Origin of the sequence: Stenotrophomonas pictorum JCM 9942, from assembly GCF_001431585.1 — a bacterium.
GTDB lineage: Bacteria > Pseudomonadota > Gammaproteobacteria > Xanthomonadales > Xanthomonadaceae > Stenotrophomonas > Stenotrophomonas pictorum.
The window spans coordinates 23,825-45,377 of sequence record NZ_LLXS01000039.1 but is presented as its reverse complement, the minus strand read 5'-3'; the positions used below and the strand labels follow the sequence as shown (position 1 = coordinate 45,377).

At 66.2% G+C, this 21,553-nt stretch carries 20 protein-coding genes; 11 read left to right on the top strand and 9 right to left on the bottom strand.

Going from position 1 to position 21,553, the window contains the following annotated elements; genetic code table 11:
• The first annotated feature begins 186 nt into the window (after window positions 1-186).
• Window positions 187-1,374: a formate-dependent phosphoribosylglycinamide formyltransferase gene (gene purT / locus ARC78_RS12000; protein WP_057506388.1), complete on the top strand. Its 1,188-nt coding sequence runs from the start codon at window positions 187-189 to the stop codon at window positions 1,372-1,374.
• 67 nt (window positions 1,375-1,441) lie between these two features.
• Here the strand turns inward: purT and ARC78_RS11995 are convergent, their stop codons facing one another.
• Window positions 1,442-2,647 (bottom strand): endonuclease/exonuclease/phosphatase family protein, encoded by a 1,206-nt coding sequence (locus ARC78_RS11995; RefSeq protein ID WP_054660047.1) that lies wholly within the window; start codon window positions 2,645-2,647, stop codon window positions 1,442-1,444.
• Window positions 2,648-2,684: 37 nt separating this feature from the next.
• Complete coding sequence (locus ARC78_RS11990; RefSeq protein WP_054660049.1) at window positions 2,685-3,440, bottom strand: arginyltransferase; 756 nt, start codon at window positions 3,438-3,440, stop codon at window positions 2,685-2,687.
• Window positions 3,441-3,591: 151 nt separating this feature from the next.
• Here ARC78_RS11990 and ARC78_RS11985 point away from each other — a divergent pair, with 151 nt between their 5' ends.
• Entirely contained in the window at window positions 3,592-4,158 is a 567-nt protein-coding gene (locus tag ARC78_RS11985) for an EF-hand domain-containing protein (protein ID WP_054660051.1), read from the top strand.
• A gap of 104 nt (window positions 4,159-4,262) precedes the next feature.
• Here ARC78_RS11985 and ARC78_RS11980 read toward each other — a convergent pair whose 3' ends face one another.
• The 4 genes from ARC78_RS11980 to ARC78_RS11965 form a co-directional block, all read right to left on the bottom strand.
• Complete coding sequence (locus ARC78_RS11980; protein WP_057506387.1) at window positions 4,263-5,462, bottom strand: RNA polymerase sigma factor; 1,200 nt, start codon at window positions 5,460-5,462, stop codon at window positions 4,263-4,265.
• A 60-nt stretch (window positions 5,463-5,522) separates the two neighbouring features.
• Window positions 5,523-6,032 carry a putative signal transducing protein gene (locus ARC78_RS11975; protein WP_057506386.1) on the bottom strand — a complete coding sequence of 170 codons (510 nt, stop codon included), beginning with the start codon at window positions 6,030-6,032 and terminating at the stop codon, window positions 5,523-5,525.
• A 3-nt stretch (window positions 6,033-6,035) separates the two neighbouring features.
• A complete protein-coding gene (tesB, locus tag ARC78_RS11970; protein WP_054660821.1) occupies window positions 6,036-6,932 on the bottom strand; it encodes an acyl-CoA thioesterase II in 897 nt (298 codons plus the stop codon).
• Window positions 6,933-6,996: 64 nt separating this feature from the next.
• Window positions 6,997-7,779 carry an enoyl-CoA hydratase/isomerase family protein gene (locus ARC78_RS11965; protein ID WP_057506385.1) on the bottom strand — a complete coding sequence of 261 codons (783 nt, stop codon included), beginning with the start codon at window positions 7,777-7,779 and terminating at the stop codon, window positions 6,997-6,999.
• Window positions 7,780-7,816: 37 nt separating this feature from the next.
• Between ARC78_RS11965 and ARC78_RS11960 the strand changes: the two genes are divergently transcribed.
• Window positions 7,817-8,269, top strand: coding sequence for a copper chaperone PCu(A)C (locus ARC78_RS11960; RefSeq protein WP_054657105.1), 453 nt, complete (start codon window positions 7,817-7,819; stop codon window positions 8,267-8,269).
• A gap of 143 nt (window positions 8,270-8,412) precedes the next feature.
• Here ARC78_RS11960 and ARC78_RS11955 read toward each other — a convergent pair whose 3' ends face one another.
• On the bottom strand, window positions 8,413-8,820 hold the full coding sequence (locus tag ARC78_RS11955; protein ID WP_054657103.1) for an acyl-CoA thioesterase: 408 nt from the start codon (window positions 8,818-8,820) through the stop codon (window positions 8,413-8,415).
• Entirely contained in the window at window positions 8,820-11,780 is a 2,961-nt protein-coding gene (gene uvrA, locus ARC78_RS11950; RefSeq protein ID WP_057506384.1) for an excinuclease ABC subunit UvrA, read from the bottom strand. The genes ARC78_RS11955 and uvrA overlap by 1 nt, the downstream gene beginning before the upstream one ends.
• Before the next feature lie 273 nt (window positions 11,781-12,053).
• Here uvrA and rplU point away from each other — a divergent pair, with 273 nt between their 5' ends.
• From rplU to obgE, 3 genes are all read left to right on the top strand, one after another.
• Complete coding sequence (gene rplU / locus ARC78_RS11945) at window positions 12,054-12,362, top strand: 50S ribosomal protein L21 (protein ID WP_054657101.1); 309 nt, start codon at window positions 12,054-12,056, stop codon at window positions 12,360-12,362.
• Window positions 12,363-12,381: 19 nt separating this feature from the next.
• Window positions 12,382-12,642 carry a 50S ribosomal protein L27 gene (rpmA, locus tag ARC78_RS11940; protein WP_054657099.1) on the top strand — a complete coding sequence of 87 codons (261 nt, stop codon included), beginning with the start codon at window positions 12,382-12,384 and terminating at the stop codon, window positions 12,640-12,642.
• Between the two features lie 184 nt (window positions 12,643-12,826).
• Entirely contained in the window at window positions 12,827-13,882 is a 1,056-nt protein-coding gene (gene obgE / locus ARC78_RS11935) for a GTPase ObgE (RefSeq protein ID WP_054657097.1), read from the top strand.
• Between the two features lie 279 nt (window positions 13,883-14,161).
• Here obgE and rpsT read toward each other — a convergent pair whose 3' ends face one another.
• Window positions 14,162-14,431, bottom strand: a complete 270-nt coding sequence (gene rpsT / locus ARC78_RS11930) for a 30S ribosomal protein S20 (protein ID WP_005408560.1) — start codon at window positions 14,429-14,431, stop codon at window positions 14,162-14,164.
• Window positions 14,432-14,543: 112 nt separating this feature from the next.
• Here rpsT and murJ point away from each other — a divergent pair, with 112 nt between their 5' ends.
• The 5 genes from murJ (at window position 14,544) to ispH (ending at window position 21,523) form a co-directional block, all read left to right on the top strand.
• Complete coding sequence (gene murJ / locus ARC78_RS11925) at window positions 14,544-16,160, top strand: murein biosynthesis integral membrane protein MurJ (protein WP_083468364.1); 1,617 nt, start codon at window positions 14,544-14,546, stop codon at window positions 16,158-16,160.
• Between the two features lie 79 nt (window positions 16,161-16,239).
• Complete coding sequence (locus ARC78_RS11920; RefSeq protein WP_054657093.1) at window positions 16,240-17,187, top strand: bifunctional riboflavin kinase/FAD synthetase; 948 nt, start codon at window positions 16,240-16,242, stop codon at window positions 17,185-17,187.
• Complete coding sequence (gene ileS, locus ARC78_RS11915) at window positions 17,184-20,015, top strand: isoleucine--tRNA ligase (protein WP_057506383.1); 2,832 nt, start codon at window positions 17,184-17,186, stop codon at window positions 20,013-20,015. Before ARC78_RS11920 ends, ileS begins: the two co-directional genes overlap by 4 nt.
• Entirely contained in the window at window positions 20,015-20,521 is a 507-nt protein-coding gene (lspA, locus tag ARC78_RS11910) for a signal peptidase II (protein ID WP_054657091.1), read from the top strand. The genes ileS and lspA overlap by 1 nt, the downstream gene beginning before the upstream one ends.
• A gap of 51 nt (window positions 20,522-20,572) precedes the next feature.
• Window positions 20,573-21,523 carry a 4-hydroxy-3-methylbut-2-enyl diphosphate reductase gene (ispH, locus tag ARC78_RS11905; RefSeq protein WP_054657089.1) on the top strand — a complete coding sequence of 317 codons (951 nt, stop codon included), beginning with the start codon at window positions 20,573-20,575 and terminating at the stop codon, window positions 21,521-21,523.
• Window positions 21,524-21,553 lie beyond the last annotated feature (30 nt).

Here is a 21,553-nt window from a genome sequence, read left to right as displayed (position 1 = left end):
GCTGCTCCAGCGGGACCCGGTGGCGCGCGGGCCTGGGTTTGGGCCAACGGCCGCGGTTTCTGTTGCCACTGCTGATGAGCTGTCGGACGCCTCGGGCAGCGGCGCGGGGAACGGCTCGCCGGGGGCGGTTTCCGCCCGGATTGCCTAGAATGTGCACCCTCTTTCGCGCTTTCCCGGAACCGTCTGATGATCACCCTTGGTACCCCGCTGTCTTCGTCCGCCACCCGCGTCCTGCTGCTCGGTTCCGGCGAACTGGGCAAGGAAGTGGCCATCGAGCTGCAGCGCTTCGGGGTGGAGGTCATCGCCGCCGACCGCTACGCCAACGCGCCGGCGATGCAGGTGGCGCACCGCAGCCATGTCATCGACATGCTCGACCCGGTCGCGCTGAAGGCGCTGATCGCCCAGGAGCAGCCGCATCTGGTGGTGCCGGAGATCGAGGCCATCCATACCGAAACCCTGGTGCAGCTGGAAGCCGCGCAGGGCCTGCGGGTGATCCCGACCGCGCGGGCCGCGCGCCTGACCATGGACCGCGAAGGCATCCGCCGGCTGGCGGCCGAAACCCTGGGCCTGCCGACCTCGCCGTACCGCTTCGTCGATACCGAGGCCGAGTACCGCGAGGCGGTGGCCGCGATCGGCCTGCCGTGCGTGGTCAAGCCGGTGATGTCGTCCTCGGGCAAGGGCCAGAGCACGCTGCGCAGCGAGGGCGATATCGGCCCGGCCTGGGACTACGCGCAGACCGGCGGCCGCGCCGGTGCCGGCCGTTGCATCGTCGAAGGCTTCATCGATTTCGATTACGAGATCACCCTGCTGACCGTGCGTCATGCGGGGGGCACCGCGTTCTGCGATCCGGTCGGGCATCTGCAGAAGGATGGCGATTACCGCGAGAGCTGGCAGCCGCAGGCGATGTCGGCCAGGGCGCTGGAGAGTGCGCAGCAGATCGCCCGTGCCATCACCGACGATCTGGGCGGCTGGGGCCTGTTCGGCGTGGAGCTGTTCGTGAAGGGCGACGCGGTGTGGTTCAGCGAGGTCTCCCCACGCCCGCACGATACCGGACTGGTGACCCTGGTGTCGCAGGAGCTGAGCGAATTCGCGCTGCACGCACGCGCCATTCTCGGCCTGCCGATCCCGACCATCCGCCACTACGGGGCGTCAGCCTCCTGCGCGCTGCTGGCGCAGGGCCATGGCGTGCCGTTCTTCAGCAATGTGGCCGAAGCACTGGTCCATCCGGATTCGGCATTGCGCCTGTTCGGCAAGCCGGTGGTGGAAGGCCAGCGCCGGGTCGGTGTGACTCTGGCGCGCGCGGCGGATGTGGAGCAGGCGCGTGCGATCGCGCGCGACGCGGCGGCGGCGATCGGTATCGAGCTGCGCGGCTGAGCAGGCGCGGCGTTGCAATGAAAGACGCCGGCGATTGCCGGCGTTTTTTGTTCAGGGTGGAGGCGGGTCAGCGCACGTCGACCCAGACCAGGTGATGGTCGCTGCCATCGGCGATCTTCGCCTCGGGACGGTCGCTGGCCGGCCAGAACACGCCGCTGCCCACGTGCTGGAATCCGGTCGAGGGCAGCACATAGTCCAGCCGCATTGTGCCCGAGCGCGGGCCGAAATCGCCGGTGGCATGCTGTGGCGCGCCCTGGCGGAGCAGGCCCTTGCCGGCATACCTCAGTCCGGTCTCCTCGGCGCCCTTGCTGCTGGGCGTGGGGTAGCGCAGCACGCGCGGATGTTCGAGCAGTTCGAGGATGCCCTCATGGCGGCCATCGCCATCGACCGGGTCATTGTTGAGGTCACCGACGATCACAAAGCGCGCGTCGCCGGCCAGACCGCCGCAGCGGTGCTGGTCATCGCACAGCCACGGCTTGTCGCCGCCATCCAGATATTCCTTCCACAGCCGCAGTTCGTCGTGGTTGCGGGCGGCGTTGCGCTTCTCCTTGCCATCGAACACCGGCGGAGTCGGGTGCGAGGCCAGCACGTGCACGGTGCCCAGCGGGGTCTTCACCGGCACATCCCAGTGGGACTTGGACGACAGCCGCAGCTGTGACCAGACCGTATCGTTCCAGAACGGGGCGCCGCTTTCCGGATCGACCGGGCGCAGTGCGCCGGGCATCGTGCTCCACTTCAACAGCTGGAAAGTGCGTACCGCCGCCGCGTCGATCGGGTACCGGGACAGCACCAGCATGCCGTACTGGCCCGGGTGCAGGCCGTAGCCCCAGGCATCGTTGCCGCGGTCGCGGCCGGTGCCGCCGATCTCGCCGTTGTTGTCCAGATCCAGCCCGCTGGGCACGCCGGTGTTGACCGGGGCCAGGTAGCGGTAGGCGTAGTGCAGCGGCTGGCCGCCGCCAGGCTGGGCGACTTCCAAATAGCGCTGCTGGAACAGGTCGGCCGCACGGTGGGCCTCGTCGAAATCGAACTCGTTGAGCAGCACCAGATCCGGGCGGGTCTGCTGCAGCACCGCGGCGATCTTGCGCGCATGCGCGCTGTCGCCCTGCAACTGGCGGATCAGTCCGCCGGTTTCATCCGAATACAGCGAGGTGTTGTAGGTGGCCAGACGCAACTGGTTGGCGGAGGTGTCGGGCATCGCGGATGTCCGCTCGTCGGTTTGTGCGCAGGCGCTGCACAGCAGGGCAGCGGCGGCGATCAGGGCATGGGCTTTCATGCCGCTATTGTGTACCGGTTGAGGTGTCAGGCGTTTGTCAGGGGCTGTCCGGCAACGCGCCGAAATCGACCCAGCGCCGGCCGTCATAGGCCTCCAGCGGCTGGTAGCGACGTTTGTAGTCCATCTTGCGGTGGCCGCGGATCCAGTAGCCCAGGTACAGGTGCGGCAGGGCTTCGCGCTGTGCCCACGCGATCTGCTGGAGGATCGCGTAGGTGCCCAGGCTGCGCGCCTGCTCGTCCGGGTCGAAGAAGGTATAGACCGCCGACAGCCCCTGCTCGGTGACATCGGTGACCGCCACCGCCAGCAGGCGTCCGCGCTGATCGTCGATCCGGGCGGCGCGGACTTCCAGGAACCGGCTGTGCGGCCAGCTGCCGATCAGGAACTGGTCGAACTCGTGCGGACCGTGGTTGTCCATGCCGCCGTTGGCATGCCGCTGGCCCAGATAGCGCTGGTACAGCGCGAACTGTTCCTCGGTACGTTCGGCCGGCACCACCCGGCATTCCAGATCCGCATTGCGTGCCAGGCAGCGGCGCTGGCTGCGGTCGGCCAGGAAACGTTCTGCCGGAATTCGTACCGGCACACAGGCGTGGCAGTGGGCGCAGTGCGGGCGGTAGACCAGATCCCCGGAACGGCGAAAGCCCCAGCCCAGCGCGGTCGGATACAGCGCCCCGAGCCGGGCGTCCTGCGGGTCCAGCACCAGGTCGCGGGCCTGCCGGTCCGGCCAGTAGCCGCAGGGGTGCTCTCCTGTCTGGAACAGGCGCAGCTCTTCGTTCGGGTTGCCTTGCAGTGCCATGTCCACAGCATAGCCGCCAGCGGTCGCAAATCCTGCGCCTGTCTGAGTGATGAATACGGCCCGGTTCGTGGTCAACGGCGCAGGCCACCGCGCGTTGACGGTAACGAGGACGCACTGTCGCGTCCGTTCCACCACCCCAGGGAGTCATACCATGACCCGACGCAAGCCCCTTCTCCTGCTGGCCACGTTGCTGGCAACCTCCGTGACCGGCCTGGCCGTGGCCGCCAGTCCGGCCCCGTCCAAGCCGATGGCGCCGCGGATGGATACCAACGGCGACGGCGTGATTGATCGGCAGGAGGCCGCCGCGCATCCGCGTCTGGCCCAGCGTTTCGACGCGCTGGACAAAAACAAGGACGGCAAGCTGGCCCGCGATGAGATGCCGGCACCCCGTCATGGCATGCGCCACGGCCGTCATCATGGCGGTCGCGATGGCGGCTTCATGATGCGCGGCATGGATGCGGACAATGACGGGCGTATCAGCGCCGCCGAGTACCGCGCCCACTTCGACAAGCTGGATGTCAACAAGGACGGTTACATCGACCAGGCCGATCGCGTGGCCCGGGCCGAGCAGCGTCGCGCCGAATGGTTTGCCAAGGCCGATACCGACAAGGACGGCAAGCTGAGCCCGGCCGAGCTGGAGGCGTCGCGCAAGGATGGCCCGCGTGGCGGGCATGGCGCGCATCGCGCAATGCCTTCGCATACGCCGGCGGCGAAGTAGGTACTGGCCAAGCAACCAACGACAACACCCCCGCTGGACTCAGCGGGGGTGTTGCGTGTGTGGCGTTCAACCTTGCCGGAAATGCAGCAGCTGCGTGCGCTGGCTTACTTGGTCAGTAGTGAGAACAACACCGCGCCCACCGTGAACACGGTGGCGCTGACCATTGCGGTGCGGCCGAACATGCTGCGATAGACCCAGCTGGGTCCAGTGCGACCATGACGGGCCGCATCGCGTGCCAGCATCGGTGCCATCACCCGCGGCAGGGTGACCAGGTACTGGTAGTTCAACGCGATCATGCCGGCTGCCATGATGCCCAGGCCTGTCGCCAGCCCCAGGTTCAGCACCACCACGGCCAGAATGCTGCCGCAGAACAGCACGGTGGTCACGTTGTGCAGGCGCAGGAAACGACGGACCCGTTCGCGCTCGTCGGCGGTCTCCGCATAACGAAGCAGGTACAGGCTGGCAATACACGCCGTGAGCATGCCGATGCCGATGCCGACGGCGATCAGCCAGAGGTCGTGCGGGTTGTGCATCAAGCTGTTGGCGACGGCACCGATCGAGCCTCCGGCGGCGCCGCCGCTGACGGTGTTGGCGCCCAGTCCGCCGGCCCCGAGCTTGCCGGCGCCCGCCATGCTGCCGATGGCAATGGCGCTGGCGGTGCCGGGCGCCGCCAACATCACCGCCGAACTGACGACTGCCGCGAACGCCGTACCCGGCGCACTGGCGCGGGCGAATTCGCCAAAACGCCTGAGCATCTCCCCGCGCACACTGGCGCGGGCGCGCGACAGGCGTTTGCGCACGGCCGCATCGCTCAGGCCCAGCAGCAGCGCGACCTGCTGCGAGCTCTGGCCTTCGCGGTAGAACAGCAGCAGGGTTTCGCGGCTGTCCTCGGGCAGCGCGGAGATGATCTCCGCCGCCGCCAGCTCTTCTTCCACCCGCATCAGTACGTCGGCGCCATTGGGCGAGGGGTCGGCTGCCATGCCGATGGCGATCTCGGCCGCCTCACCGCTGAGCGGGCGGTTGCGGTTGGCGCGCAGCCAGTCGCGGGCCAGATTGCGGGTGATCTGCCGCAGCCATGGCAGGAAGCTGGAGGTGTTGCTGAGCTGGTTGAGCTGCTGCCAGGCCTTGATGAAGGCTTCCTGGGCGATGTCCTCGCTGGCGTGCACGTCACGGGTGATCGCCAGCGCGATCGCCGTCACCGTGTTCTGGCAGACCGCCACGATGCGCCCATAGGACTGCGTGCAGCCGTTGCGGGCGGCAGGCAGGTCGCGTTGCAGGGTGGCTTCCAGCTGGGCGGTGGTCATCGGCGGCTCCGGTGGACGATGCAAGGCATGACGGACGCCGGCGCCGGATGTGACCGCGGCTCAGTTGCGCGGGGGCTGCGCGCTGGGCTGGATGCGCACACGGACCTCGTCGGTCCGGTCCTGCGCCGGTGCGGTCGGCTGTGCCTGTGGCGCGGGCGCGGCGACCACCGGTTCCGGGGCGCCGCGGTGGCGCAGCACCATCATCAGGATCACTGCGGCAATGACCGCCATCAGGATGAAGCGGATGCGCCAGGCCCAGCTGCGACCGTTGCCGGTGGCCGCCGGGGGTTCGCTGAAGGCGTACTCGGCGGTGGGATGGTCGCGGCGGGTGGTGTCCAGCAGGCGTGCCTCGCGCAGTATCTCGCGCGCCCGCGGCTGGTCATTGGCATGCACCACCCACACCGACGGCAGATTGCCGGCGCTGGTCCTGTCCAGATAGCTGAACTGGCCCCGACGCTTGCTCTGGTACGAGCGGCCATTGGTGACGCGCACTTCGATACCGGCATCGCGCAGCATCTGCGCCACGCCCTCGGCGTTCTCGACCCGCTGACTGCTGAAAATCTTGCGCATGGTTCAGCCCTTGCTCGTTTCGTTGGCATCCGGCGTGACCCGGATCAGGCCTTCCTGCGCGGTGCTGGCCACCAGCACCCCGTCGCGGGTGAAGAACTGGCCGCGCGCCAGGCCGCGCGAATCCTGCGCGCTGGGGCTGTCCAGCGAATACAGCAGCCACTGGTCCACGCGGAACGGACGGTGGAACCAGATCGCGTGGTCCAGCGAGGCCATCTGCACATGCGGCTGGTAGTAGCTGATGCCGTGCGGGAAAGTGGCCGTGCCCAGCAGGTGGAAATCCGAGGCGTAGGCCAGCAACGCCTGGTGCAGTTCCGGCGCATCGCCGACCGGTTCGGTCAGGCGCAGCCACACCTGGTGATAGGGCGGGCGCTTAGGCGGATTGAGCTCGTCACGCGGGTAGACATGGCGGAACTCGAACGGGCCGCCGCGCGAGAGCCAGCGCTGCACCTTCACCGGCAACCGCTCCAGCACCTCGGCCGGCAACGGGCGGTTGGGCTCGATGTCCTCCGGTTGCGGCACCTCGGGCATCTTGTGCTGGTGCTCGGCGCCGGTTTCGGCCTGCTGGAACGAGGCCGCGCAGAAGAAGATCACCTTGCCGTGCTGGATCGCGGTGACCCGGCGCACCGAGAAGCTGCCGCCGTCGCGGGTGCGGTCCACGTCATAGACGATGGGGTGGTCGATGTTGCCGGCCCGCAGGAAGTAGGCGTGCAGCGAATGCACATGGCGGCCGTTGTCGACCGTGGCCTGGGCGGCGGCCAGCGCCTGGCCCAGCACCTGCCCGCCGAACACGTATTTGGTGCCGATATCGCGGCTCTGGCCACGGAACAGGTTGTCCTCCAGCCGCTCCAGCGACAGCAGGTCAATCAGTTCGGATACCACGGGTTCGGCGTTGGCGGACAAGACGGCGACCTTCAATTCGACAGGCCGCGATTATAGCGGTCGCCGGCTGCCCGCCGGTCCGCGGTCAGCGCTTGCCCAGCCGCGCCACCAGCGCCTGCAGCGCGGTCTGCGCATCGGCCGAATACCAGGCCTCGACGAAGCGCTCGAGCTGGATGTGTTCGGCCTGCATCGCCTCGTGCAGGTCGGCGCGGGCGATGGCCCGGGTCTGCAGCATCGGCTGGTGCGGCAGCGCCAGCTGCGTCTGCAGCCAGCCGATGGCGCGGGCCACGACCTGTGTGGCGTCATCGGCCAGTTCATCGACCAGGCCGATCTCCAGTGCCCGCTCGGCGCTGACCAGCTCACCGCCGGCCAGCAGCACGCCGGCGCGGTGGGCGCCGACCACGCGCCGCAGCAGGCGCTGGATGCCTTCCGGCGCGACCAGTCCCACCTGTACCTCGTTCAGGCCGATCACATAGGGCTTGGCCGGATCGGCGCTTTGCGCCATCACCCGGTAGTCGCAGCACAGCGCCAGCACGCAGCCGCCGGCAGGGGAGTGGCCGGTCAATGCCGCCACCACCGGGATGCGGCTTTCGGCGATCACCCGGGCGGCGCCGAAGAAGGCCTGCCAGCTGTCCAGCAGCTTGTGCCGGTCATTGCCGTGGCCGAGCAGGTGGGGCACATCCATGCCGCCGGTGAAGATACGCTCGCTGCCGGACACCACGATGCCCTGCACATCCTCGGCAATCGCCTGGTTCAGGGCGGCGATCAGGGCGCGGCACAGCTCGGTATCCAGCGCGTTGACCGGCGGTCGCGCCAGGCGCAGTTCGCGGATCGGGCCATGGTTGATCACTTCGATGAGCGTGGTCATGCTGCGGCTTCTCGTACGGCAGGGAGTTGTGGTTTCGATGATAACCAAACCATTCGTGTGCGTACTGTTGGCCGTGTGTGCGTCCAGTGCCGCCGCACAAACCCCGGCGCCGGCCTGCGTGACCATTAGCGGTGGCTGGGTGCGTCTACCGCCGGGTACGATGCCGATGGCCGCCGGTTATGCCCGCATCCGCAACGACTGCAGCGCTGAGGTGGTGGTGGTGGGCGCGGACAGTCGCGTGTTTGCCGAAGTGTCATTGCACGAAACCACGCGGGTGGACGGGGTCAGCCGGATGCGAGAGATCACGCGCCTGCCGGTGCCGGCCGGCAGGGGGGTCGAACTGGAGCCCGGCGGCCTGCACCTGATGCTGATGCGACCGGAGTTGGCGCTGACCGAAGGGGGGCAACTGCCGCTGCGGTTGCGTCTGGCCGATGGCAGCACGGTGGAGGGCCGTTTGCAGGTCAGGCGGCAGGCGCCGCCGCGGCCGTAACGACCGGGCGGTGCCAGTCGTGGGAGTCGGCGTGGAAGGGGCTCATGATGCGGTGCTCCGCAGGACCGCTTATCGGGTATCCGAACTGCATGAAAAAGCCGCCCGGCGGGCGGCTTTTGCGGTGTGCGGGTGTGGGGGAGGCGTCAGCTCGAGGCGTTGCGGATGGCCTCGGGCAGTGGCGCGCTCCTGCCGGTCTGCGTGTCCATCCACACCACCACCACGTTGCCGTCAGAGTACAGCTTGCTGCTGTCCTGCTGATCGATGATGCGGTGGCCGATGGTCACGCTGCTGGTGCCCAGCCGCTCGACGAACAGCTCCACGACGATGTCGTTGGGCCAGACGATGGGCAGGCGGTAGTTGATATTGGTGTTGGCCACCACCGGGGCGATGCGGTCGGTCATCGAGACGCCTTCCACGCCCTGCATCCAGCGCACACGCGCTTCTTCCAGATAAGACACATATTTGGCGTTGTTGACGTGGCCCATCGCGTCCATGTCGCGCCAGCGCACGCTGATCGGCACGCGGGCCAGCTGTTTGGGTTCAGTGCTCATCAGTCCGTCTTCTTCTTGCTGGGGGTTGCTGCTTTCCTGGTTGCGGTCTTCTTGACCGGCTTTTCCTTGCGCGGTGGGCGCGCATCGGGCTTGTTGGCCACGGCGGCCGGTTGTTCGGGACGCGCACAGGTGGAGGGCAGCATCCGCGCCAGGAACTGGCCGGTGTAGGAATCCGGGTACGCGGCCACGTCTTCCGGCGTACCGGTGACCAGGATGGTGCCGCCGCGGTGGCCGCCTTCCGGGCCCAGATCGACGATCCAGTCGGCGGTCTTGATCACGTCCAGGTTGTGCTCGATCACCACCACCGTGTTGCCCTCGTCGCGCAGCTTGTGCAGCACGCCCAGCAGCGCTTCGATGTCGTGGAAGTGCAGGCCGGTGGTCGGCTCATCGAGGATGTACAGGGTGCGGCCGGTATCGCGGCGCGACAGCTCCTTGGACAGCTTCACGCGCTGCGCCTCACCGCCGGACAGCGTGGTCGCGCTCTGGCCCAGCTTGATATAGCTCAGGCCCACGTCCACCAGCGTTTCCAGCTTGCGGGCGATCGACGGCACCGGCTCGAACAGCTTCAGCGCATCCTCGACGGTCATTTCCAGCACGTCGTTGATGTTGTAGCCCTTGTAGAGGATCTCCAGCGTCTCGCGGTTGTAGCGCTTGCCATGGCAGACATCGCACGGCACGTACACATCCGGCAGGAAATGCATCTCGACCTTGATCAGGCCATCCCCCTGGCAGGCCTCGCAGCGGCCACCGCGCACGTTGAAGCTGAAGCGGCCCGGCGAATAGCCGCGCGCACGCGCTTCGGGCACCTGCGCGTAGAGCTCGCGCAGCGGCGTGAACAGGCCGGTGTAGGTGGCCGGGTTCGAGCGCGGGGTACGGCCGATCGGCGACTGGTTGATGTCCACCACCTTGTCGAACAGGTCCAAGCCCTCGACCTCCCGGAACGGGGCGACCGGATGCGAGGCGCCATTGATCTCGTTGGCGGCCAGCGAGAACAGGGTGTCGTTGATCAGGGTCGATTTGCCCGAGCCGGACACGCCGGTGACGCAGGTCAGCAGGCCGGAGGGAATATCCAGGTCGACATCTTTGAGGTTGTTGCCGGTGGCGCCGCGCAGGTGCAGCGTCATCTTCGGATTGGGCGTGTGCCGGCGCGCGGGAATCTCGATGGCGCGCTTGCCCGACAGGTACTGGCCGGTCAACGAGCGCGGCGCATCGAGGATGTCCTGCAGCGTGCCCTGGCCGACGATCTCGCCGCCATGCACGCCCGCGCCCGGGCCAATGTCCAGCACGTAGTCGGCCAGGCGGATCGCATCCTCGTCATGCTCGACCACGATCACCGTGTTGCCCAGATCGCGCAGGCGGGTAAGGGTACCCAGCAGACGCTCGTTGTCGCGCTGATGCAGGCCGATGGACGGCTCATCGAGCACGTACATCACGCCCACCAGGCCGGCGCCGATCTGCGAGGCCAGCCGGATGCGCTGGGCCTCGCCGCCGGACAGGGTGTCGGCCTTGCGCTCCAGGGTCAGGTAATCCAGCCCGACATCGACCAGGAAGCCGAGTCGCTCGCCGATCTCCTTGACGATCTTGGTGGCGATCTCGCCGCGCCAGCCGGGCAGGCTCAGCTCGCTGAAGAAGCGCTTGGCCTCGTCGATCGGCAGCACCGCGATTTCCGGCAGTGGCCGGTCGGCGACGAACACATTGCGCGCGGCCTTGTTCAGGCGCGCGCCCTGGCACTCGGGGCAGGCCCGTTCGCTGATGTACTTGGCCAGTTCCTCGCGCACCGCCGGCGATTCGGTTTCCTTGTAGCGGCGTTCGAGGTTGGGGATGATGCCCTCGAAGCGGTGCTTGCGCTGGCTGCGGCCGCCGGCCTCGGTGAAGTAGGTGAACGTGATGCTGTCCTCGCCACTGCCGTACAGCACCGCCTTGCGCACATGCTCGGGCAGGGACTGCCACGGGGCGTCCACGTCGAAATCGTAGTGCTTGGCCAGCGAGGCGATCAGCTGGAAGTAGTAGGCGTTGCGCCGGTCCCAGCCGCGCACCGCGCCGGCTGACAGTGACAGTTCCGGATGTACGACCACGCGCGCCGGATCGAAGAACTCGGCCATACCCAGACCGTCGCAGCCCGGGCAGGCCCCGACCGGCGAGTTGAACGAGAACAGGCGCGGTTCCAGTTCCGGCAACGCGTAGTCGCAGACCGGGCAGCTGTACTTGGAGGAGAACAGCTGCGGTTCGGCATCGGCCGCCTCCAGGCTTTGCACCGAAGCCATGCCATCGCCCAGTTTGAGCGCGGTCTCGAAACTTTCGGCCAGCCGTTGCTTGATGTCCTCGCGCGGGCGGAAGCGGTCGATCACCGCCTCGATGGTGTGCTTCTGGCGCAGACCCAGTGGCGGAACTTCGTCGATCTCATACAGCTCGCCGTCGACCCGGACACGCACAAAGCCCTGTGCGCGCAGCTGGTCGAACACCTGCACATGCTCGCCCTTGCGCTCGCGGATCACCGGTGCCAGCAGCATGTAGCGCTGTTCCGGATCCAGTGTCAGCACTTGGTCCACCATCTGGCTCACCGTCTGCGCCTCCAGCGGATAGCCGTGGTCCGGGCAGCGCGGGCTACCGACGCGGGCGTACAGCAGGCGCAGGTAGTCGTAGATCTCGGTGATGGTGCCCACGGTCGAGCGCGGGTTGTGCGAGGTGGACTTCTGCTCGATCGAGATCGCTGGCGACAGGCCCTCGATGTGGTCCAGATCCGGCTTCTCCATCACGCTCAGGAACTGCCGCGCATAGGCCGACAGCGACTCGACATAGCGGCGCTGACCTTCTGCATAGATCGTGTCGAACGCCAGCGAGGACTTGCCCGAGCCGGACAGGCCGGTGATCACGATCAGCTTGTCGCGGGGCAGGTCGAGGTCGATGTTCTTGAGATTGTGCGTCCGCGCACCGCGGATGCGGATGAAATCCATCGCCATGGGAAATCCGATTTGGACTGCTGCCGGCGGGGCCGGTAACAGGAGGTGTGGGGGCGTCGCTGACGGCAGCCAGTCAGCCTAGCGAGCTTGTGATTTGGGGGCAATTGCCGGATTCCCCAGAGCGGGCAGGCCGGCATCCGGCGCTGTTCAGGCGATGGACAGTCAGAGCGGGCGGCGACTTGACCCGAACCTGTTGCGGCCAGTAAAATCCCGCTCCTGTCCGCCCTCGATGGCGGGCACGGCGACCACAATAACTACAGAGGAAGTCTGGTCATGTACGCAGTTCTGGTAACTGGCGGTAAGCAGTACCGCGTCGCGCAGGGTGAAACCCTCCGCGTCGAAAAGCTCGAAGTCGAAGCCGGCAGCGAGATCAAGTTTGACAACATCCTGATGCTTGGCGATGCCGATGGCATCAAGCTGGGTGATGCGCTGAAGGGTGCTTCGGTAACCGCCAAGGTCGTGTCCCACGGCCGCGCCGACAAGGTCCGGATCATCAAGTTCCGTCGCCGCAAGCACCACATGAAGCGTCAGGGTCACCGTCAGTACTACACCGAAATCGAAATCACCGGCATCGCCGGCTAATTGCTAAGGAGAATTCGTCATGGCACATAAAAAAGGCGTAGGTTCCTCGCGCAACGGTCGCGATTCCAACCCGAAATACCTCGGCGTCAAGATCTTCGGTGGCCAGGCCATCGAGGCCGGCAACATCATCGTGCGTCAGCGCGGCACCCAGTTCCATCCGGGTACCGGCGTCGGCCTGGGTCGCGATCACACGCTGTTTGCGCTGGTCGATGGCAAGGTTGAGTTCTCGGTGAAGGGTGCCAACAAGCGCCGTACCGTCAGCATCGTCGCAGAAGCTTAATTTCGCAGGTGCAAGCGCCCATACTCCGGTGTGGGCAGCTGACGAAAGCCCCGCTTAGGCGGGGTTTTTCGTTGGCGGAAATCCGTTGTGAGGGCTTGCAGCCCTGTTTTCCCCGGGGTGGCCGGGATCGTTAGAATTTGCGGTCGGGCAATGTGCCTGCCGCCATCAGTAGGCAACCAGAATCATGAAACTTGTAGACGAAGCGGAGATCCAGGTCATCGCTGGCAACGGCGGTAACGGCTGCGTCGGCTTTCGCCGCGAGAAGTTCATTCCGCTGGGCGGCCCGGATGGCGGTGATGGCGGTGACGGCGGCAGCGTGTGGGTCCGCGCCGACGAGAACCTGAACACCCTGGTCGATTTCCGCCATGACCGCATCTTCAGGGCGCAGCGTGGCGAAAACGGCATGGGGCGCCAGATGTATGGCAAGGGTGGCGAGGATCTGACCATTACCGTGCCGGTGGGGACGGTGGTGATAAACGTCGATACCGATGAGGTGATCGGCGATCTGACCCGGCATGGTGATCGTCTGCTGGTGGCCAAGGGCGGCAAGGGTGGCCTGGGCAACATGCATTTCAAAAGTTCGACCAACCGCTCGCCGCGGCAGTCGCTGCCGGGCGAGGAGGGCGAGGAGCGCCTGCTCAAGCTGGAGCTGAAGCTGCTGGCCGACGTTGGTCTGCTCGGGTTCCCGAATGCCGGCAAGAGCACGTTGATCCGTGCGGTTTCGGCGGCGACGCCGAAGGTGGCGGACTATCCTTTCACAACGCTGTACCCGAACCTGGGTGTGGTGAAGGTCGAAAATTACCGCAGCTTCGTGATTGCCGACATTCCGGGCCTGATCGAGGGTGCGGCCGATGGTGCGGGCCTGGGAGCGCAGTTCCTGCGTCACCTGCAGCGCACCCGCCTGCTGCTGCATCTTGTGGATATCTCGCCGATGGAGGGTGGGGTCGACGGGGTTTCGCCGGTCGAGCAGGTGCGTGCCATCGAGCGCGAGCTCGGCAAGCATGATCCGGAGTTGCTGCAGAAGCCGCGCTGGCTGGTACTGAACAAGGCCGACCTGATGTTCGAAGATGAAGCGCAGGTCGCGGCCGAGCAGATTGTCAAAGAGTTGGGCTGGACCGGGCCGTGGTATCTGGTGTCGGCGCTGGGGCGTGAGGGCACCTGGCCGATCATGAAGGACATCATGGCGTTCTTCGACCAGCAGAAACTGCTGGAGGCCGAGGCGCGGGACGCGGCGCTGTAAATTGCCCGGGCGGCTGGATCCGGTTTCCCTGCTGCCATCACCTATGAAAAACCCGGCTGCTGGCCGGGTTTTTCATGTGGCAATCCTGGGGTTGTCCGCCCGCGCGTGCGCAGGTGCTTGCAACGTTGGGGTGGTGTGTCCTGATCTGCTTCGGGCGCGCTGCGCCTGTGGCCCGGCTTGGCTTTTGGCGTTGTAGAGGCGGATTTCAGGCAATAAAAAACCCGGCTTGGGCCGGGTTTTTCAAGCCGGAAGCCTTGCGGCTTCTGGTGGGCTCGCTATTCAGGCAGCCTTGAGGGCCTTGATGCGGTCATTCAGGCGGCTCTTATGGCGGGCAGCCTTGTTCTTGTGGATCAGGCCACGCGCGCTGAAGCGATCCAGAATCGGCTGGGCGACAGCGAAGGCGGCTTCGGCGCCGGCGGCATCGTTGGCGTCCAGCGCCTTGATCACTTTCTTGACAGCGGTGCGCAGCATCGAGCGCTGAGCCACGTTGCGCGCGTTGCGCACGACGGTCTGCTTGGCGCGCTTCTTGGCGGACTTGATATTGGCCACGGTGGTGGTTTCCTGAAAATCGGTGTGGTGGGAACAGCAAGCACGCAAGTATGATGGTGGTCAGGGCGAACGTCAAGTCAGGTTGTCAAGGGGAAGTTTAGTGAGCGGCTGGTTGCTCAGATCCACCGCGGTTTTCAGCGCAATGACCTTTCTTTCGCGCATCAGTGGCCTGGTCCGCGACCAGATCTATGCGCAGGTGTTTGGTGCCAGTGCGGCGATGGATGCGTTCGTCATCGCATTCAGGATTCCCAACTTCATGCGCCGGCTCTCCGCCGAGGGCTCGTTTTCGATGGCGTTCGTGCCGGTGCTGGCCGAGTACAAGGCCAAAGGGGATCACGCCGCCGTCAAGGCGCTGGTGGACCGGGTGGCGGGTGTGCTGGCTGCGGTTCTGCTGGTTGCCACGGCGCTGGCGATTTTCCTGGCGCCGTGGGTGATGCGGGTGTTCGCACCGGGGTTCGAGCCCGGTAGCGAACAGGCGCGGCTGGCGACGTTGATGCTGCAGATCACCTTTCCCTATGCCCTGTTCATTTCATTGGCCTCGCTGGTCGGCGGGGTGCTGAACAGCTATCAGCGTTTCGCCATTCCGGCGCTGTCGCCGATCCTGCTCAATCTGTCGATGATCGCCGCCGCATTGTGTCTGGCGCCGCAGATGCAGGCGTGGGGGTTCGAGCCGGTGCTGGCGCTGGCCTGGGGTGTGCTGGTGGCCGGGATCCTGCAGCTGGGCTTCCAGTTGCCCTCACTGGCGCGCCTGGGTCTGCTGCCCCGGCCCCGGCTGGATGTCGCCCATGCCGGGGTGCGCAAGATCATGAAGCTGATGGTGCCCACGCTGTTCGGTTCGTCGGTGGCGCAGGTCAACCTGCTGTTCAACACGCTGGCGGCCTCGCTATTGATGGGGGGCAGTGTTACCTGGCTGTACTACAGCGACCGGCTGCTGGAGTTTCCGCTGGGCATGTTCGGGGTCGCCATCGGTACGGTGATCCTGCCGCATCTGTCCAGTCGTCATGCGGCGGCCGATCCGGCGGGTTATTCGAAGGGACTGGACTGGGGCTTCCGGCTGTGCCTGCTGATCGGCATCCCGGCCTGTCTGGGGCTGGTGCTATGCGCGCAGCCGTTGCTGGCGACCCTGTTCCAGTACGGCCGGTTCACCGAGCAGGACATGCGCATGAGCAGTCTGAGCCTGATGGCGCAATCGCTGGCGGTGCCGGCCTTCCTGCTGGTGAAGGTGCTGGCGCCGGCGTTCTATTCGCGGCAGGACACCCGCACCCCGGTCAAGGCGGCGCTGGCCTCGATCGCGATCAATGTCCTCAGCACCGTCTTGCTGTTCGCGATGATGCTCCGGTTCAGTCCGATGGGGCAGGCGGCGTTGGCGGCGGCCGGGGGTGACTGGCTGGAGGCGCTCAAGCGCGTGGAGGGCGCGCATGCCCTGCTGGCACTGGCCATTGCAGTGGCTGGCTGGGCCAATGCGTTGCAGCTGTGGTGGTATCTGCGCAGGGCGCGGGTGTACCAGCGGCAGCCGGGCTGGGGTCGCTTTCTACTGCAGCTGCTGGTCGCCAGTGTGCTGATGCTGGTGGCGGTGCTTGCGCTACGGCTGCTTTGGGTCGACTGGACGCCGTGGGCATGGTGGGAGCGCGGCTGGCGCCTGGCGGTGCTGGTGGGCAGTGGTGGCGCGGTGTACGCCGCCGGCTTGCTGCTGATGGGCTACCGGCCCCGCGAGCTGCGTGGCCAGTAAGCCGACAGCGCGGCCCGCACCGTTATACTTCCGGGCTACACACGACAGAGCCGGCCCGTGTGGGTCGGATCCGGATGGAATGAGCAGGCTTTTTAGAGACGTCGACGGCGGGGTGTTGTTCCCGCAGGGAAGCGTGGTCTGCATCGGTGCTTTCGACGGCCTGCACCTGGGCCACCGGGCGCTGGTGCGCCATGCAGTCGCCCGTGCCCGTGCGCTGGGAGTTCCGGTTGTGGCACTGGCCTTCGAGCCGCTGCCGCGCGAGTTCTTCGCCAAGGGCAACCCGCCGCCGCGGCTGATGCTGGCCCGGGACAAGGTCGGTGCGCTGCGCGGGCTGGGTGTGGACAGCATCGGCCTGCTGCGGTTCGACGCGAAGATGGCTGCGACCTCGGCCGAGGATTTCGTCCGCCAGATGCTGGTGCGGCGGTTGTGCGCGCGCGAGGTCTGGATCGGCCCCAAATTCCACTTCGGCAACCGCCGTGGCGGCGATATCGCGCTGCTGCAGGCGATGGGCGCGGAACTGGGCTTTGTCGCCGGTGAGATCGAGCCGGTTCACCTGAACGGCGAGCGCATTTCCAGCACCCGTATCCGCGAGCTTATCGTGGCTGGCGAGTTTGCCCATGCCGGCGATCTGCTGGGGCATCCATACGCCATCGGAGGCCGGGTCGTGCGCGGGAAGCAGCTCGGACGCACCCTGGGCTTTCCCACGGCCAATTTGCGTTTTCCGAAAACACCCGCACTTTCTGGTATCTACGCCACCTGGGTGCACGGCGTGTTCGAGCAGCCCTGGCCGTCGGTGTCGAGCTTCGGCACGCGCCCGACCGTGCAGGGAGTGGAGCCGCTGCTGGAAGCCCATCTGTTCGATTTCCAGGGCGACCTGTACGGCCGCCATATCGAAGTGGAATTTGTCGCCAAGCTGCGCGATGAAGAGAAATTCAATGATCTGCCGGCGTTGACCGCGCAGATGCACCGCGACGCCGAACAGGCGCGTCGCATCCTTTCCGAACACAGATTGCGAGCCACCGCGTGAGCCAGGATTACAAAGCCACCCTCCATCTGCCGGCAACGGAATTTCCGATGCGTGGCGACCTGCCCAAGCGTGAGCCGGGCATCCTGGCGCGTTGGGAAGAGCAGGGCATTTACGCGCAGCTTCGCGAGAACGCGAAGGGCCGTCCGCTGTTCGTGCTGCACGACGGCCCGCCGTATGCCAATGGCCAGATCCACCTGGGCCATGCGGTCAACAAGATCCTCAAGGACATCATCGTCAAGTCGCGTTACCTCGACGGCTTCGATGCGCCCTACATCCCGGGCTGGGATTGCCACGGCCTGCCGATCGAGATCGCGGTGGAGAAGAAGTGTGGCAAGGTGGGCGTCAAGCTCGATGCCGAGCAGTTCCGCCAGAAGTGCCGCGAGTACGCCGAAGAGCAGATCAACCTGCAGCGCGCTGATTTCAAGCGCCTGGGCGTGATCGGCGATTGGGAAAACCCCTACAAGACGCTGAGCTTCGACTTCGAGGCCAATGAAATCCGTGCGCTGGCCAAGATCGTGGCCAACGGTCACCTGGTGCGCGGCGCCAAGCCGGTGCACTGGTGCTTCGACTGCGGCTCGGCCTTGGCCGAGGCGGAAATCGAATACCAGGACAAGACCTCCCCGGCCATCGACGTGGCCTATGCCGCGCGTGATTCCAAGGCGCTGGCGGCCAGTTTCGGTGTCGAGCTGCCGGCCGGTGTGGAAGTGGCCGTGCCGATCTGGACCACCACGCCGTGGACGCTGCCGGCTTCGCTGGCGGTGTCGCTGGGTGCGGATATCGAATATGTGCTGGTCGAAGGCCCGGCCCACAACGGCCAGCCGCGCTGGCTGGTGCTGGCCTCGGCGCTGGCCGAGCGTTCGCTGTCGCGCTATGGCGTGACCGACATGGTCGTGCATGGCCATGCCAAGGGCTCGGCGCTGGAGAACCAGCTGCTGGCGCACCCGTTCTACGCCAGCCGCGACCTGCCGCTGCTCAACGGCGAGCACGTCTCCGATGCCGACGGTACCGGTGCGGTGCATACCGCGCCCGGCCATGGTCAGGAAGACTTTGCGGTCAGCCAGCAGTACGGGCTGATGGACAAGTACAACGCCGGCCAGGTCAATCCGGTCGATGGCCGCGGCGTCTACCTGCCGTCGACGCCGCCGGCCGGTACGGTCGAACTGGCCGGCCAGCACCTGTGGAAGGCGCAGCCGCTGATCGTCGAGGTGCTGCGTGAGAGCGGCGCATTGCTTGCCTTCTTCGAAATCCAGCACAGCTATCCGCATTGCTGGCGTCACAAGACGCCGGTGGTGTTCCGCGCCACCCCGCAGTGGTTCATCTCGATGGACAAGGCCAACCTGCGCAATGACGCGATGGCGGCCATCGACAACGTCGGCTGGTTCCCGAGCTGGGGCAAGGCGCGTATCAGCAACATGGTCGACGGTCGCCCGGACTGGTGCATCAGCCGCCAGCGCACCTGGGGCGTGCCGATTGCCTTGTTCACCCACCGCGAAACCGGTGAGCCGCACCCGCGCAGCGTCGAGCTGATGCGGCAGGTGGCCGACCGTGTGGAGCGGGGCGGCATCGACGTCTGGTATTCGCTGGACGCCAGCGATCTGCTCGGCGATGAAGCGGCGCAGTACGAAAAGGTCACCGACATCCTCGATGTCTGGTTCGACTCCGGCGTCACCCATGAAGGCGTGCTGCTGGCACGTGGCTACGGCAAGCCGGCCGACCTGTACCTGGAGGGCTCGGACCAGCACCGCGGCTGGTTCCAGTCCTCGCTGCTGACCGGCGTGGCCATCGACAAGCACGCTCCGTACAAGCAGTGCCTGACCCACGGTTTCACCGTGGACGAGCACGGCCGCAAGATGTCCAAGTCGCTGGGTAACGGCATCGAGCCGCAGGAAATCATGCGCACCCTGGGCGCGGACATCCTGCGCCTGTGGATCGCCTCGGCCGACTACAGCAACGAGATGTCGCTGTCGCAGGAAATCCTCAAGCGCAACGCCGACGCCTACCGTCGTCTGCGCAACACCGCGCGCTTCCTGCTCGGCAACCTGGACGGTTTCGATCCGGCCCAGCATCTGCTGCCGCTGCAGGACATGGTGGCCCTGGACCGCTGGATCGTGCATCGCGCGTTCGAGTTGCAGGAGAAGATCAAGGCCGCCTACGCCAACTACAACATGGCCGAGATCGTGCAGCTGCTGCTGAATTTCTGCAGCGTGGATCTGGGCTCGCTGTACCTGGACGTGACCAAGGACCGCCTGTACACGATGCAGGAAGATTCGCGCGGCCGTCGTTCGGCGCAGACGGCGATGTTCCATATCGCCGAGGCGTTCGTGCGCTGGGTGGCCCCCATCCTGACCTTCACCGCCGAAGAGCTGTGGGGTTACCTGCCGGGCAAGCGTGTCGACAACGTGCTGTTCACCACCTGGTACGACGGCCTGGCGCCGCTGCCGGCCGATGCTCAGCTGACCGCTGCCGATTTCGACCAGCTGCTGGCGCTGCGCGAGCAGGTGTCCAAGGTGCTGGAGCCGATGCGCGCCAACGGTGCCATCGGTGCCGCGCTGGAAGCGGAGATCACCGTCGCCGCCAACGAGGAACAGGCCGCTCGCTGGCAGCCGCTGGCCGAGGAGCTGCGCTTCCTGTTCATCAGTGGCGATGTCAGCGTGCGCCCGGCGACCACCGACGAGGTGTTTGTCAGCGCGCAACCGACTGGCAAGTCCAAGTGCGTGCGTTGCTGGCATTACCGCGCCGATGTCGGTTCGGTCGAGGCGCATCCGGAGCTGTGCGGCCGGTGCGTCACCAACATCGAGGGGGCCGGTGAAAGCCGGCGGTGGTTCTGATGTCGGCTGCGCGTCCCAAGCCCGATGCGCTGATCTGGCTGCTGGTTTCAGCAGCCGTGATCGGTCTGGACCAGTGGAGCAAGGCGTGGGTGCTGTCCAGCCTGCCCGAGTTCACCGCTGTGCCGGTGATTGACGGGTTCTGGAACTGGTACCGCACCTACAACACCGGCGCCGCGTTCAGCTTTCTCAGTGACGCCGGCGGTTGGCAGCTGTGGTTCTTCACCTTTCTGGCAGTGGCGATCAGTGGCCTGATGGCCTTCTGGCTGTCGCGCACGCCACGCGCCAACTGGCGCAGCGCGTTGCCGTACGCGCTGGTGATCGGCGGCGCCGTGGGCAACGTTATCGACCGCCAGATCCACGGCCACGTGATCGACTTCATCCAGTGGTACGTCGGCAACCATTATTGGCCGTCGTTCAATATCGCCGATTCGGCGATCGTTGCCGGCGCCATCGGCATCGCCCTGTCGGGGCTGTTCGAAGGCAAGTCCAGCCCAAAAGCCGGATAATTCCTCCCTGTTTCACCGAAACCGGCCGTCGCCGGCCGGAGTATTTGACTGATGGACGTTCTGCTCGCCAATCCCCGTGGTTTCTGTGCCGGTGTCGATCGCGCCATCGAGATCGTCAAGCGTGCGATCGAGACGCTGGGTGCGCCGATCTACGTGCGCCATGAAGTGGTGCACAACCGGTTTGTGGTGGACGACCTGAAGGCGCGCGGTGCCATCTTTGTCGAAGAACTCGACGAAGTGCCGGACGGCAATACCGTGATCTTCAGCGCGCATGGCGTCTCGCAGGCGGTGCGCGCGGAAGCCGGTCGCCGTGGCTTGAAGGTGTTCGACGCCACCTGTCCGCTCGTGACCAAGGTGCACCTGGAGGTCGCACGCCATTGCCGGGCCGGTCGCGATGTGGTGCTGATCGGCCATCAAGGCCATCCGGAGGTCGAGGGCACCATGGGCCAGTGGAACCGCGAGAACGGGGTCGGCCACATCTATCTGGTGGAAAGTGTCGAGGATGTGGAGGCCTTGCAGGTCTCGCAGCCGGAAAACTTCGCCTACACCACCCAGACCACGTTGTCGGTGGATGACACCCGCGCCGTGATCGATGCCCTGCGCAAGCACTTCCCGGCGATCCAGGGGCCGAAGAACGACGACATCTGCTATGCCACGCAGAACCGCCAGGATGCGGTGCGCGAACTGGCTTCGCAGTGTGATCTGGTGCTGGTGGTGGGCTCGGTGAACAGCTCCAATTCCAATCGCCTCAGTGAGCTGGCCCGTCGCGAAGGCGTGGAGTCGTATCTGATCGATGGTGCCGAGGAGATCGACCCGCAGTGGGTCGCCGGCAAGCAGCGCATCGGCCTGACCGCGGGGGCCTCGGCGCCGCAGGTGCTGGTGGATGGGGTTATCGCCCGTCTGCGTGAATTGGGCGCAGCCAGCGTCCGCGAGCTCGATGGTGAGCCTGAATCGATGGTGTTCGCGTTGCCCAAGGAGCTGCGTCTACGTTTGATCGATTGACCGGGCACATCACGTTCACTTAGAATTCGC

Coding starts and splice junctions, on each gene's coding strand:
- rpmA (WP_054657099.1), top strand. CDS start 12,382: ATGGCACATAAAAAAGGCGTAGGTTCCTCGCGCAACGGTCGCGATTCC.
- purT (WP_057506388.1), top strand. CDS start 187: ATGATCACCCTTGGTACCCCGCTGTCTTCGTCCGCCACCCGCGTCCTG.
- ARC78_RS11980 (WP_057506387.1), bottom strand. CDS start 5,462: ATGACCACCGCCCAGCTGGAAGCCACCCTGCAACGCGACCTGCCTGCC.
- ARC78_RS11920 (WP_054657093.1), top strand. CDS start 16,240: ATGAGCAGGCTTTTTAGAGACGTCGACGGCGGGGTGTTGTTCCCGCAG.
- ARC78_RS11955 (WP_054657103.1), bottom strand. CDS start 8,820: ATGAGCACTGAACCCAAACAGCTGGCCCGCGTGCCGATCAGCGTGCGC.
- ARC78_RS11985 (WP_054660051.1), top strand. CDS start 3,592: ATGACCCGACGCAAGCCCCTTCTCCTGCTGGCCACGTTGCTGGCAACC.
- ARC78_RS11990 (WP_054660049.1), bottom strand. CDS start 3,440: ATGGCACTGCAAGGCAACCCGAACGAAGAGCTGCGCCTGTTCCAGACA.
- obgE (WP_054657097.1), top strand. CDS start 12,827: ATGAAACTTGTAGACGAAGCGGAGATCCAGGTCATCGCTGGCAACGGC.
- ARC78_RS11995 (WP_054660047.1), bottom strand. CDS start 2,647: ATGAAAGCCCATGCCCTGATCGCCGCCGCTGCCCTGCTGTGCAGCGCC.
- lspA (WP_054657091.1), top strand. CDS start 20,015: ATGTCGGCTGCGCGTCCCAAGCCCGATGCGCTGATCTGGCTGCTGGTT.
- rplU (WP_054657101.1), top strand. CDS start 12,054: ATGTACGCAGTTCTGGTAACTGGCGGTAAGCAGTACCGCGTCGCGCAG.
- ARC78_RS11965 (WP_057506385.1), bottom strand. CDS start 7,779: ATGACCACGCTCATCGAAGTGATCAACCATGGCCCGATCCGCGAACTG.
- ARC78_RS11960 (WP_054657105.1), top strand. CDS start 7,817: ATGATAACCAAACCATTCGTGTGCGTACTGTTGGCCGTGTGTGCGTCC.
- ispH (WP_054657089.1), top strand. CDS start 20,573: ATGGACGTTCTGCTCGCCAATCCCCGTGGTTTCTGTGCCGGTGTCGAT.
- uvrA (WP_057506384.1), bottom strand. CDS start 11,780: ATGGCGATGGATTTCATCCGCATCCGCGGTGCGCGGACGCACAATCTC.
- ARC78_RS11975 (WP_057506386.1), bottom strand. CDS start 6,032: ATGCGCAAGATTTTCAGCAGTCAGCGGGTCGAGAACGCCGAGGGCGTG.